We start from the raw sequence: 13,290 nt of genomic DNA on the forward strand, positions 1-13,290 counted from the left end.
CCTTCTTGGTCGAAGATTCACCGGTCCGCAGCGCCTGCTGTGAACTCGGCCAGTTTCGAACGTATGTGAGCCGCGGCCTCGCGCACGCGGCCCGGAGCTGTGCCCCCCTGACTGTCACGAGACGCGACCGAGGCATCGACAGTGATGTCCGGCCATTCGGAGAAGGCCAGCCGCTCGTCGACGCCGCGACGCAGCTCCAGGGGGAGTTGGCCGAGCGGAAGTCGCTGTTCCTCGGCCAGGCGCACCAGTGTGGTGACGAGGTGATGAGCCTCGCGGAACGGGATCTTGCGTTCACGTGTCAGCCAGTCCGCAAGATCGCCGGACGTGACGAAGCTGAGATCCGACGCGGCGCGCATCGCGTCCACGTTCGGCCGCATCAGGGTGGCGAGGGAGATCGCCGCGTCCAGCGACAGCACCAAGGTGTCCGCTGTGTCGAACAGCGGCTCCTTGTCCTCCTGCAGATCCCTGAAGTAGCTCAACGGCAGTCCCTTGACCACCGCTTGCAGGGTATGGAGGTTCCCCAGCACCCGGCCGCTCTTGGCGCGCATCAGCTCCGCCGCGTCGGGGTTGCGCTTGTGCGGCAGAGCCGCCGAGGAACTGACCAGTTCGTCGGGGAGCGAGACCAGGCCGACGGGCTGCGAGGACCAGAAGACGATCTCCGCGCCGAGACGGGAGAGGTCGAGGGCCAGGGACGTACCGGCAGCCAGGAAATCGAGCGCGAAGCCACGGTCCCCGACGCTCTCCAGCGAATTCGCGGTCGGCCGCTCGAAACCCAGGCTCCGCGCCACGGACTCCCGGTCGATCGGGAATCCGGTGCCCGCAAGCGCCGCCGAGCCCATCGGGCACTCGTCCTGCAGAGCGCGGACGAAGCGCAGCCGCTCGGCGTCGCGCAGGAACATCTCCGCGTAGGCAAGGCAGACATGGCCGAACGTCACCGGCTGCGCGATCTGCAGATGGGAGAAGCCGGGCATCACCGTGGCGCTGTGCTGTTCGGCCTGCGTGGCCAACGCCTCCGCCAGCGCCAGGACCTTTCCGCTCAACGTGTCCACTTGATCGCGGATCCAGAGCCGGAGCGCGGTCACGGCGAGGTCGTTCCGAGCGCGTGCGGTCCCGAGCCAGCCCGCGTCGGCCCCGATCTGCGTCTCCAGATACTGCTCTATCGCGGTGTGCACGTCCTCGGCATCCGGATCGAGCGGGTCGGATCCCGTCCCGACCTGCTCGCTGAGCAGGTCGAGACCGCGGTGCAGCCCGGCCGCGGCGTCCGCCGGAATGATCCCCTGCTTGTGCAGCATCGCGACGTGCGCCCGCGAGGCGGCGATGTCGTACGGCGCGAGACGGCGATCGTAGTGCGCGCTCGTACCGATCGCGTCCATCCGCCGGGCGGCCAGGGACCGCTCGTCGGTGCTCATGACAGGCCCCGGAGAGCGGGGCGTGCCGCGATCTCGTCCAGGTGGCGATCGAACGCCTCGGTCGTTCCAGCGTTCGCGGCCGCGGCCAGGTCCGACCAGTCGGGGCGCAGGCAGTACAGCAACAGGGCCCGGGCGATGTGCAGCCGTGCGACGGCCTCCTCGTAGATCACCGACTGCGGTCCGTCGATGACCTCCGGCACGACCTCGTCGCCACGGTAGGCGGGAAGGTTGTGGAGGAAGACCGCGTCCGTGCGGGCCTGTGCCATGAGAGCGGGCGTGACGCGGTAGGGGGCCAGTACTTCACGGCGCAGCTCGGCCTCGTGGGCCTTGTTCATCGGGATCCACGCGTCGGCGACCACCACCTGGGCGTCCTTGACCGCGGCCTCCGCGTCGGTGGTGGCGGTGAAGCCGGCCAGGTGCGCGGTCTTGTCAGCCGGCAGCGCGAACTCCTCGGGCGTCGCACACGTGAAGTGCGCGCCGACCTTGGCGGCGGTCTGTGCGAGCGAGAGGGCGATGTTCGTGCCGTCGCCGACGAAGGCCAAGCCGATTCCCTCCACGGCGCCGAACTGCCGCTTGATGGTGAGGAAATCGCAGAGGGCCTGCGTGGGGTGGTGCTGGTCGCACATGCCGTTGATGAACGGGACCGGGGACAGCCCACAGATCTGTTCCTGGGTGGCGAAGTCGTAGATGCGGCTCAGCAACACGTCGTTGAAACCGCCCGCCACCTTCACGAAGTCGGGCAGGTGCTCGGTCTTCTTCGCGTGGCGTCCGACGCGGGCTTCCGCGCCGTTGTAGTGGATCGCCTGGCCGCCCAGGTCCCCGATGGCCCGTTCGAAAGCGGTACGCGTGCGCAGCGATGTCTCGTCGAAGATCATGCCGAGGCATTTCCCGCGCAGCAGGGCGGGAAGGTGGCCGAAACGCCTGCGGTACTGCTCAAGGTGGTCGGCAACCTCGATGATGTCCAGCACATCGGTTGCGGTGAGATCGTCGATCGTCAGCAACTGCTTGTGAGTCATGCACACATTTCTCTCGCCTGGGACGTGAACGGTCCGGAGGGTGTCTACGTGGGCTGTAGCGTGGATCCCGGTCTACGACGCGCTCTTGCGCACGTGTCCCAGCCGGCGCAGCCGCAGAGCGTTGATGCGGATGAACCCGGTCGCGTCCCGCTGCTGGTATCCGCCGCCTTCCTCGAAGGTGACGAGATCCTGGCTGTAGAGGGAGTGCGGGCTCTTGCGGCCCTCGACGATGACGTTCCCCTTGTAGAGCTTGAGGCGCACGGTTCCCGTGACGCGCTCCTGACTCTTGTCGACGAGAGCCTGGAGCATTTCCCGCTCCGGCGCGAACCAGTAACCGTTGTAGATGAGTTCGGCGTAGCGCGGCATCAACTCGTCCTTGAGGTGGGCTTCCCCACGGTCGAGCGTGATGGATTCGATGGCGCGGTGCGCCTGCAGCCAGATGGTCCCGCCGGGAGTCTCGAACAGACCACGGCACTTCATTCCGACGTACCGGGTGTCGACGATGTCGATCCGGCCGATTCCGTTCTCCGCACCGAGTTCGTTCAGGCGGGCCAGCAGGGACACCGGGTCGAGCGTCTCCCCGTCGATCGCGACGGGGTCGCCCTTCAAGAACTCGATCTCGATGGTGGTCGGCGTGTCGGGGGCCTCCTCCGGCGACTTGGTCCGGACCCAGGCCTCGTCCTCCGGGGTGACCCACGGGTCTTCGAGCTCTTTGCCCTCGCAGGAGATGTGCAGCATGTTGGAGTCGGCCGAGTAGGGGGCCCCACCGCGCTTGTCCTTGGCGACCGGGATGCCGTGCAGGTCAGCGAATTCGATCAGCTGAGCACGGCCGGCCATGTCCCATTCCCGCCAGGGCGCGATCACCTGGATGTCCGGTGCGAGGGCGTAGTACGCCAGCTCGAAGCGCAGCTGGTCGTTGCCCTTGCCCGTGGCGCCGTGGGCTACCGCGTCGGCGCCCACCTGGCGCGCGATCTCGATCTGCCGCTTGGCCACCAGCGGTCTGGCTATGGGCGTTCCCATGAGGTAATTGCCCTCGTACGCAGCGTTCGCGCGATACATCGGGAAGGCGTACTCGGACACCAGCTCGTGCCGAAGGTCCTCGATGAAAATGTTCTCGGGCTTCACGCCCAGCGCCAGGGCTCGCTGCCTGGCGGCTTCCAGTTCCTCACCCTGGCCGAGGTCGGCGGTGAACGTGACGATTTCGGCGTCGTACTCGATCTGCAGCCACTTCAGAATGACTGACGTGTCCAGTCCCCCGGAAAAGGCCAGGACGATCTTGCGCGGCTTGGTCATTACCTGAAAGCCCCTCAGCTTCGAATCGCAATGGGGGTACGCAGTAAGTAACGTGCGCGCGTGAGCAACAGTGTGGCTGGCTCGTTGGCTGTCACGCCGTCCTGTGAGCGGCTCACTGGACGACCCCGTTCCGTGACAACGTTCCCGTGGAACGACATGCAAAAGTGTCGTAGTTTCCGATTCCCCCCCGGCTGTGCCCCACTGTGCAGAGCACGCCATTGCCCCGTAATGGCGGGTGATGATCACCGCTGAAGCGGTCGCAGCCCCTCCAGAGAACAGACTGGATGAGCGAATGTGTAGCCAGCAAGTGATCCAGAGGATCTTCTCAGGATGCGAGATCAATCTTGTCGGCCAATGTGGTCCAAGTGGGCGCAACCGTACGCAAGTTGACTACTCGTCGCGGTTGTGTTTGAGCGCACGGTGCGGTTCGTCCTTGCGACAGTCAGCCGAACAGGAGATCAACGCCCTTGCTCAGGCAGTACGTCATGACGGTGACCAGCTGGCGGGCGTCGCCGTCTGCGGGGAAAAGCATGAGCCCCACCATGTCCGCCTTCGCTTGCGATAGGCCCGACCACCGTGTCGGCCGATGCTGCCGCCGGGCACCGCCAGCGGCCGGCCGGACCGGCTCCTCTGTACGCCGTCCTGCGTTGCGTCCAGGGCGGGTCCTCAGCGTCGGCCTTCGCCGGACTGGCGGTCGGATCTGCAGGCCCCCAGGCCTCGATCCTTGCGCTAAAGCAAGTGCTAGCCGTGCAACCAACTGCCGTAGGGCGCTGCGTCCACGAGCTGGTTCAGGACGAGAGCAGCGGTCCCGAGGACGGGCAGGACCAGCCCGGAGCGCAGGAAGGTGGGACCGATGATGGTGACCGAGGCGGCCTGGGTCGTGAGGGTGCGCCAGTCCCGCAGGCGTCGGATGTCCCCCGCACTGACCCACCAGAAGCCCGCAGCGACCACAAGCAGGCTGAGGTCGAAGAGCCCGGCGAAACTCCTCGTAGGGGAGGGTGATCTCCCGGCCCGCCGAGTCGGCCGGCGCAGCCGGGGTGATGAGTTCCACCGGTCAGTCGACAGCAGCTGGTGCGGGCCACTGTCCCGCATGGTGCAACGGCGCGCAGGCCGGACGGTTCCCCGGACGGAAGCTGGCCGCACGCCCAAGTGCGGCCTGCTCCTCGACGGCCACAGCGGCTTCCTCGGGAAACGAGCCGAGCCGGCGCGTTTGCATCGACTCTGGGGTTCTCGCCGACGTGGAGGCACCGGGCGGCCGGGGCTGACCCGGCCCTCTCGAAATCCCTGGATAGGAACATTGTGGATGCCAGAATCCCTCCGGATCCAGGAAAACACTGTCGCGGAACAGTTCATGCGCATTCCTATGGAGCACTTCGTCACTTGCGGAGGGCGAAAGCCGCGCCGCGGGTGTGCCCGCGAGTGATGGGGGACGGCCGTCGGGTGATGTCCGCCAGCGGATGGGGCTCTGGGAGGCGTCCTCGGGCACCGCTCGGGGAATGTGTTGGATTGTCGTGACCCGAAGAGTAATCGTCGTGGAGGCTGAAGGCGTGGAGAACGTGGACGCACCGGACAGCGGGATTCTCCTCTTCCGCAACACCATGCGCATCACCGAAGGGCACCTCGACGCCTACCGGGAAGCCACGGAGCGGGCCGTACGGTTCGTGGAGGAGCACGGTCCCCAGGTCATGGTGGAGGTGTTCATCGACGAGCAGAAGCTGCTGGCACACAGCTTCCAGATGTACCGGGACTCCGATTCCGTCCGCGCGCACTGGAAGATGTCCGAGCCGTACATCCGGGAAGTGATGAAACACTGCCGGGTGGAACGCTTCGAGGTGTTCGGACAACCCGATTCCGACGTGATGGCGGGCGTACGGAACTCACTCGACGACCAGGTCTCGCCCTCATTCGCGGCCCGCTTCACGGGGTTCATGCGATTCGACGCGCTGCGGTCCGAGCGGTAGCGGCTCCCGCCCGTGAAGAAGCGGTGACAGGGCTGCCCCGGCCGCGGGCACACGCGCATGTGCGGGTGTAGTGCAGTGCACTCTGCTGGGTGCGGTGCGCGGCCGGGGCTCTTTCGCCTTCTTCTTCGCAATCAGCCGACGACGGTCCAGGTGTCGCCGCCGGCGAGGAGTGCGGCGAGGTCGCCCTTGCCGTTCTGTTCGATCGCGGTGTCGAGTTGGTCGGTCATCTGTGCGTCGTAGACCGGTCGCTCGACGGCGCGGAAGACGCCGATCGGGGTGTGGTGCAGGGTGTCGGGATCGGCGAGGCGGGACAGCGCGAACGCGGTGGTGGGGGAGGCCGCGTGGGCGTCGTGGACGAGGATGTCGGCTTCGTTGTCGGCGGTGACGGTGACGACGTTGAGATCGCCGGTGGCCCGGTCCCGTACGACGCCCTTGGACCAGGCGGCGCCGAAGCGGATCGGCTGTCCGTGTTCCAGCCGGATCACCGCTTCCTGCGCGGACTGCTTGTCCTTCAGGGCGTCGAAGGCGCCGTCGTTGAAGATGTTGCAGTTCTGGTAGATCTCGATCAGCGCGGTGCCCGGGTGGGCGGCGGCCTGGCGCAGCACGTCGGTGAGGTGCTTGCGGTCGGAGTCGACGGTGCGGGCGGCGAAGGAGGCTTCCGCGCCCAGGGCCAGCGAGACGGGGTTGAACGGGACGTCGAGGGAGCCCATCGGTGTCGACTTGGTGATTTTTCCGACCTCGGAGGTCGGGGAGTACTGGCCCTTGGTCAGACCGTAGATCCGGTTGTTGAACAGCAGGATCTTCAGGTTCACGTTGCGACGCAGCGCGTGGATCAGGTGGTTGCCGCCGATCGACAGCGCGTCGCCGTCACCGGTGACCACCCACACCGACAGGTCGCGGCGCGAGCTGGCCAGACCCGTGGCGATGGCCGGGGCGCGGCCGTGGATGGAGTGCATCCCGTAGGTGTTCATGTAGTACGGGAAGCGGGAGGAGCAGCCGATGCCGGAGACGAAGACGATGTTCTCCTTCGCCAGCCCCAGCTCGGGCATGAAGCCCTGCACCGCGGCGAGGATGGCGTAGTCACCGCAGCCCGGGCACCAGCGCACCTCCTGGTCCGACTTGAAGTCCTTGGCGGTGAGCTTGAGGTCAGTTGCCACGGGATGCCTCCTCCAGCGCGCGGGCCAGCTGCTCTGCCTTGAAGGGCATGCCGTTGATCTGCGTGCAGGACACCACGTCGACCAGGTACTTGGCACGCAGAAGTGCCGCCAGCTGTCCCATGTTCATCTCGGGTACGACGACCCGCTCGTATCGGGCGAGAACCTCACCGAGGTTGTGAGGGAAGGGGTTGAGGTGGCGCAGGTGCGCCTGGGCGATCCGGCCGCCCTCCTTGCGGATCCGCCGCACGGCCGCCGTGATCGGCCCGTAGGTGGAGCCCCACCCGAGGACCAGGGTGCGGGCGCCGTCCGGGTCGTCCACCTCGACGTCCGGGACGTCGATGCCGTCGACCTTGGCCTGCCGGGTGCGCACCATGAAGTCGTGGTTGGCCGGGTCGTAGGAGATGTTGCCCGAGCCGTCCTGCTTCTCGATGCCGCCGATCCGGTGCTCCAGGCCCGGCGTGCCCGGGATCGCCCAGGGGCGGGCCAGCGTCTGCGGGTCGCGCTTGTAGGGCCAGAAGACCTCGGTGCCGTCGTCCAGGGTGTGGTTCGGGCCCTGCGCGAACTGCACCGTCAGGTCCGGCAGCTCCTCCAGGTCCGGGATGCGCCAGGGCTCGGAGCCGTTGGCCAGGTAGCCGTCGGAGAGCAGGAACACCGGCGTGCGGTAGGCCAGCGCGATCCGCGCCGCCTCCAGCGCGGCGTCGAAGCAGTCCGCCGGGGTGCGCGGCGCGACCACCGGCACCGGGGCCTCGCCGTTGCGGCCGAACATCGCCTGCAGCAGATCCGCCTGCTCGGTCTTGGTGGGCAGACCCGTCGAGGGGCCGCCGCGCTGGATGTCCACGATCAGCAGCGGCAGCTCCAGCGACACCGCCAGCCCGATCGTCTCCGACTTCAGCGCCACCCCCGGGCCGCTCGTGGTCGTCACCGCCAGCGAACCGCCGAACGCCGCGCCCAGCGCCGCCCCGATCCCGGCGATCTCGTCCTCCGCCTGGAAGGTCCGCACCCCGAAGTTCTTGTGCCGGCTCAGCTCGTGCAGGATGTCCGACGCCGGGGTGATCGGATACGACCCCAGATACAGCGGCAGATCCGCCTGCCGCGAGGCCGCGATCAACCCGTAGGACAGGGCGAGGTTGCCGGAGATGTTGCGGTAGACGCCCGGCGGGAACGCCGTCGCCGCCGGAGCGACCTCATAGGAGACCGCGAAGTCCTCCGTCGTCTCGCCGAAGTTCCACCCCGCCCGGAACGCGGCGATGTTGGCCTCCGCGATGCCGGGCTTCTTGGCGAACTTCGACCGCAGGAACCTCTCCGTGCCCTCCGTGGGCCGGTGGTACATCCAGCTCAGCAGGCCCAGCGCGAACATGTTCTTGCTGCGCTCGGCCTCCTTGCGGGTGAGACCGAAATCCTTCAGCGCCTGAACGGTCAGCGTCGTCAGCGGCACCGGGTGCAGGTGGTAGCCGTCCAGCGAGCCGTCCTCCAGCGGGGAGGTGTCGTAGCCGACCTTCTGCATCGCCCGCTTGGTGAACTCGTCGGTGTTGACGATCACCTCCGCGCCACGCGGCAGGTCGGCGATGTTCGCCTTCAGCGCCGCCGGGTTCATCGCCACCAGCACGTTCGGCGCGTCCCCGGGCGTGAGGATGTCATGGTCGGCGAAGTGCAGCTGGAACGACGACACACCCGGCAGCGTCCCGGCGGGCGCCCTGATCTCGGCCGGGAAGTTCGGCAGCGTCGACAGGTCGTTGCCGAACGACGCGGTCTCCGAGGTGAAACGGTCACCGGTGAGCTGCATACCGTCACCCGAGTCCCCCGCGAACCTGATGATCACCCGGTCCAGGCGTGTGACCGGCTTCCGCCCCTTGGCGAGGTCGCCGGGGTCCTTGGCTACAACAGTCATGTCGGTTGTGACTCCAGAGTCGTCCTGACCACGGGCACCCGCCGGGCATCGCTGAGCTGGGCCGTCCTGGCGCCCCGGCGTCTGCCTGACAACGGCACGAGTGCACCCCATCGCGTGACCGCCGGGCAACGCGGTCACCCGGGGCTTCGTCAAGTGTCCGTTCACGGGGCGCGCCCCGGCGGGGAGGCGAGCTGACATAGTGCGGGCCTCGTCCCGGTACGGCCCGCCCTGCGTCGCTACGCTGCAACGGCCATCGCCATGCGGTCAGATCCCCGGAGGGGTCCGGTGGTCCGCCCCCGGCGGTGGCGTTCCCATTCGTCATGCGACACGGAGGACGTCTTGGCAGCGATCAAAGTCGGCATTTCCCTGCCCACCATGGCCGACCTGGCGCCGAAGGGCTACCCAGGCATAGCGGCCGGCGCCCGCCACGTCGAACAGGCCGGTCTGGATTCCGTGTCCGTGTCCGACTTCATCATGGGCAACGGCGCGCCGGCCCTGGAGGCCACCGTCGCGCTCTCGGCGGCCGCCGCCGTCACCACGCGGGTGGACCTGCGCTTCAGCCTCCTGGTGCTGCCGCTGCGGAACATCGCCTGGACCGCCGCCCAGATCGGCACGCTGCAGCATCTGTCCGGCAACCGGGTCATCCTCGGTGTCGGGTCGGGCGGAGCCCCCGGGACTCCGTTCTGGCAGGCCGTGGGCGCCGCGGCGGAGGGCCGCAACACACGGCTGGTGCGCTCCCTCGAGCTGCTGCCGGGGCTGCTCGCCGGCGAGGAGACGACGCTGCCGGACGGCACCGCTCTGACGCTCGCACCGGCCGTGCCGGCGCCGCCGGTGCTGGTCGGCGGCAACTCCGACAACGCGATCCGGCGGGCCGCGCTGCACGCGGACGGCTGGCTGCCGTCGATGGTCTCCCCGGCGACGGTGGCCCGCGGTGTCGCGAAGCTGCGGGAGGCCGCCGAGGAGGCGGGGCGGCCCGCGCCGAGCACCACGGTGTGGCTGCACGCCGGGCTCGGTGACGAGGAGTCGGTGCGTTCCGCGCGCGTCGCGTTCGAGAAGAGCCTGGTGGACATGTACGGGCTGTCACCCGAGGAGGCGAAGCTGGTGCCGATCGGCGGCAGCCCGAAGGAGGCCGCGGAGCGGTTCGCCGCGTACGCGGAGGCCGGCGCCGACCATCTCGACCTCCTGGTCGACGGCGGTGACTGGGAGCGGCAGGTGGAACTCATCGCCGAGGCGCGCGCGTTGCTGTGAGGTCCGCCCTGTCCCGGCCGGAGTTCTTGAGCCGGCCGGGGCGGACGCGGCGCGGGAGCGGGCTGTGCGACCCGGCCGGTCGCACAGCCCGCTTCGTGTGGCGGGGGTGTCACCTGCCCGGCAGCTCGATGGACTGCCGGTGGCGGAAGACGTTGCGCGGGTCCCAGGCGGCCTTGACCTTCTGCAGCCGCGCGTAGTTGTCCTTGTAGTAGAGCTCGTGCCAGGGGATGCCGGACTTGTTGAACTCGGGGTCGCTGAGGTCGTTGTCCGGGTAGTTGATGTAGCAGCCGTCGGTGACGTCGTTGGGCACGGGGACGCCGCCGGTGTCGGCGTAGACGTCGCGGTAGATGTCGCGCAGCCAGGCGATGTTGGCCTCGTCCTGGTCGGCGCGGTGCCAGTACGACTCGTAGAACATCACCAGGTGCGAGTCGCGGTGGGGCGCCGGGGTGTCGTGCGGGCCCAGTTGGTTGATCCGGCCGCCCGCGGAGGCCAGCACGATGTAGCTGTAGGTGTTGTTGTAGTCCTTGCGGGTCAGGTGCTTGTACAACGCGTCGATCTGGCGCTGCGGGAAGACGTCCTTGACGAACGCGGACTTGTGGAAGGTGCGCAGGTTCGGGTTGTTGAGGGTCTCACCGCCGGTGGTGCTGTACGTGGTGGCCTTCATGAACGGCAGGTTCTGGGAGTCGCGCCAGTTCGGCCGGGCGCCCATGGCGTCGCTGAGGAAGTCGACGAAGGCGTCCATCCGCTGCTGGGCGCCGGGCTTGTCCGCGTCGATCTGCGCCACGAGGAAGAGGGTGCCGGCCGACACGTGGTTGAGGAACAGCCAGTGCCCGAGGTCCAGGTACTCCGAGTCCATGGAGGCGTTGTCCTTGGACCACTGGCCGTACTTGCGCAGCAGGTTGGAGAAGCCGGCCTCGGTGATCTGCTCCCAGGGCCAGGTGACCTGGGTGTAGACGACCCGGGACGGCGGCCGGGGCAGCAGCCGGCTCGGGTCGTTGCCCTTGGCGCCGCGGCTGCGCAGCCAGTACTTGGTGACGATGCCGAAGTTGCCGCCGCCACCGCCGGCGAGCGCCCACAGCAGGTCGCGGTGGGGGTCGTTCGGCTCCCGCGTGGCCACGACGGCCCGCACCCGGCCCCTGCGGTCGACCGTGACGACCTCGGCGGCGTACACGTGGTCGATGACGATGCCGTGCGCCCGGGACAGGACGCCGTAACCGCCGCCCGCGAAGTGTCCGCCCGCGCCGACGCTGTGGCAGCCGCCACCGGGGATCGTCACGCCCCAGCCGTTGTGCAGGGTCTCGTAGATGTCGAGGAGGGTGGCGCCGGGCTCGACGAAGAAGGCGCGCCGCCGCTCGTCGTAGCCGACCCGGTTCATCAGCCGCAGGTCGGCGATGATCTGGGCCTCCTTGTTGAAGACGAAGTCCTCGAAGCAGTGACCGCCGCTGCGCACCACGATCCGCTTGCCGGCCTCGACGGCCTCGCGCACCACCTGGACCACCTGCTGCGTGGTGGCGGGCAGCCGGACGGCCTCGGGGGTGCCGACGAGGCGGGCGTTCATGCCCGACACCATGTCGGCGTACCGGGGGTCACCGGGTCTGACGGTCGGGATCGCGCCCGAGGCGGTCTCGGGGGCCGCGTGCGCGGCGGGCGACAGCGTACCGAGTGCGGTGACGGTGCCGGAGGTGGCCACAGCGGCGCCCGCTCCGGCCATGAACCGTCGCCTGTTCAACATACTCACATGCAGCTCCATTCGGCGAGGGCGTCCTTGTGGGTTGCCAAGCGGCCCCAGCGTGCCCATGGCCGGGCAGGGCCGACACAGATGCTCCGCATGTATGTCAAGTAGCCTCTCGGCCGGTCACGTTGAGGTGATGCGGGGGCCGGGCCAGGTGACGCACTGTGGACGTGTCGAGCGGCTGGGGTACGCCGCGTGACACCGGGTGCCGACGCGGGGCGGGGAACGCGGCGCGCCGGTGGCCGACTTGACGCAGTCGCACGCGTCGCGGGGCGGACGGCGTCTCCTTCGGGCATGGTCGTTGCGCGGGAGCCGTCGTCCCGCTGCTTCCCCGCCACCGGCACGGGCGCGACGGCGCTACGGCCCGGGCGTCAGCCGACCCGCTGTTTTCCGAGGTGACCGGCGAGAGGAGAGGCCGCACCATGGCCATCGACAGGAACGAACGGTATGCCCGGCTCCGGGAGATCCAGGGCATGGACGTCAAGGAGGAGTACAGCCGCATCTGGTGGCTCGACATGGGCTACGAGTTCCCGTGGGACTTCAGCGTCGCGGGCGCGCTGGCGTTCTGCAACAGCGTCGCGCCGCCCCAGATGGCCGCGCTCCTGGTGCGTACCGGGGAGCTGACCCACAACACGCAGCGGCGCATGGAGCACTTCGCCCTCATCAGCCTGGAGATGGTGCGGCGCGGGTTCAAGGACGAGCGTGGCCGGGCGGCGGTCCGGCAGATGAACCGCATCCACAAGAACGCGGTCCGCCACATCAGCGACGAGAAGAAGCAGTGGAGCATCAGCAACGAGGAGTACCTGTTCGTCCTCGCCACCAGCATGCTCATCCAGATCCGCTGGGTGGACCGGTACGGCTGGCGGCCGCTGACCGACCAGGAGCGGACCGCGGCGTACCTGCACATGCGGGAGCAGGGCGAACTGATGGGCCTGAAGGACATCCCGGGCTCGTACGAGGAGTTCGCCCGGTTCCACGACGAGTACGTGGAGCGGACGTTCGCGTACTCGCCGGAGGCCGTGACGCTGTGGCAGGTGCTGCGCAACACGGTCATCGAGCCCATGGCGGCCTGGCTCCCCAAGCGGCTCCAGCCGCTGGGACGCAAGGTGGCGGCGGCGGCACTGCCCGCGCTCCTGACCCCGCACATGCGCAAGGCGTTCGGTGTGTCCGAGCCGTCGCGGCCGCTGCGGCTGGCGGTGGCCGCCGCGCTCAAGGCGCGGGCGGCCTATGTGCGCCGGCAGCCGCCGCGCAAGGAGGCCGCCTACCCCGATCCGCTGCCCACGCCCAGCTTCCCCACAGGTGAGTTCAAGATGGAGGAGCTGGGTCCCGCGCACACGGTCGGGGGCAGCGCCGGCTGAGCGCCGTCCCCGCCGGGTCGCCACGGCACGGTCCTCCGACCGCCCGGCCGGTTCGCCACGGCACGGTCCTCCGACCGCCCGGCCGGTTCGCCACGGCACGGTCGCCCCAGGACTGGCCCGCGCGATCCGGCCTCCGGGGCGAGCCCCGTGACCGGCTCCGTGACCGGCTCCGCGCGCCTGGCCATCTCTCCCCTCATGACCGAGCGGCACACGGTCGGACCGTGTGCC

The 13,290-nt window shown here is 68.8% G+C and carries 10 protein-coding genes; 3 read left to right on the forward strand and 7 right to left on the reverse strand.

Features of this window, described 5'->3' with window-relative positions:
• Positions 1–17 precede the first annotated feature (17 nt).
• From argH to AC07DA_RS32800, 4 genes are all read right to left on the reverse strand, one after another.
• Entirely contained in the window at positions 18–1,409 is a 1,392-nt protein-coding gene (gene argH / locus AC07DA_RS32785) for an argininosuccinate lyase (RefSeq protein ID WP_479131876.1), read from the reverse strand.
• The gene (locus AC07DA_RS32790) at positions 1,406–2,425 is read right to left on the reverse strand and encodes an ornithine carbamoyltransferase (protein ID WP_479131877.1); all 1,020 of its coding nucleotides are present in this window, start codon (positions 2,423–2,425) and stop codon (positions 1,406–1,408) included. Before AC07DA_RS32790 ends, argH begins: the two co-directional genes overlap by 4 nt.
• A gap of 72 nt (positions 2,426–2,497) precedes the next feature.
• Positions 2,498–3,718, reverse strand: a complete 1,221-nt coding sequence (locus tag AC07DA_RS32795) for an argininosuccinate synthase (protein ID WP_479131878.1) — start codon at positions 3,716–3,718, stop codon at positions 2,498–2,500.
• Positions 3,719–4,459: 741 nt separating this feature from the next.
• Entirely contained in the window at positions 4,460–5,077 is a 618-nt protein-coding gene (locus AC07DA_RS32800) for a DUF6336 family protein (RefSeq protein ID WP_479131879.1), read from the reverse strand.
• 152 nt (positions 5,078–5,229) lie between these two features.
• On the opposite strand from AC07DA_RS32800, the gene AC07DA_RS32805 reads away from it, so the two are divergent.
• Positions 5,230–5,679, forward strand: a complete 450-nt coding sequence (locus AC07DA_RS32805; protein ID WP_479131880.1) for a hypothetical protein — start codon at positions 5,230–5,232, stop codon at positions 5,677–5,679.
• A 131-nt stretch (positions 5,680–5,810) separates the two neighbouring features.
• Here the strand turns inward: AC07DA_RS32805 and AC07DA_RS32810 are convergent, their stop codons facing one another.
• Together AC07DA_RS32810 and AC07DA_RS32815 are read right to left on the reverse strand one after the other, a co-directional pair.
• A complete protein-coding gene (locus AC07DA_RS32810; protein WP_479131882.1) occupies positions 5,811–6,836 on the reverse strand; it encodes a 2-oxoacid:ferredoxin oxidoreductase subunit beta in 1,026 nt (341 codons plus the stop codon).
• Complete coding sequence (locus tag AC07DA_RS32815) at positions 6,826–8,724, reverse strand: 2-oxoacid:acceptor oxidoreductase subunit alpha (protein WP_479131883.1); 1,899 nt, start codon at positions 8,722–8,724, stop codon at positions 6,826–6,828. Before AC07DA_RS32815 ends, AC07DA_RS32810 begins: the two co-directional genes overlap by 11 nt.
• Positions 8,725–9,063: 339 nt before the next feature.
• Here AC07DA_RS32815 and AC07DA_RS32820 point away from each other — a divergent pair, with 339 nt between their 5' ends.
• A complete protein-coding gene (locus AC07DA_RS32820) occupies positions 9,064–9,972 on the forward strand; it encodes an LLM class flavin-dependent oxidoreductase (RefSeq protein ID WP_479131884.1) in 909 nt (302 codons plus the stop codon).
• Positions 9,973–10,081: 109 nt separating this feature from the next.
• Here AC07DA_RS32820 and AC07DA_RS32825 read toward each other — a convergent pair whose 3' ends face one another.
• Positions 10,082–11,704 carry an FAD-binding oxidoreductase gene (locus AC07DA_RS32825; protein ID WP_479131940.1) on the reverse strand — a complete coding sequence of 541 codons (1,623 nt, stop codon included), beginning with the start codon at positions 11,702–11,704 and terminating at the stop codon, positions 10,082–10,084.
• 422 nt (positions 11,705–12,126) lie between these two features.
• On the opposite strand from AC07DA_RS32825, the gene AC07DA_RS32830 reads away from it, so the two are divergent.
• A complete protein-coding gene (locus AC07DA_RS32830) occupies positions 12,127–13,062 on the forward strand; it encodes an oxygenase MpaB family protein (protein WP_479131885.1) in 936 nt (311 codons plus the stop codon).
• The last annotated feature ends 228 nt before the right edge of the window (positions 13,063–13,290 follow it).

It is taken from the genome of Streptomyces sp. NPDC044921, assembly GCF_056432865.1.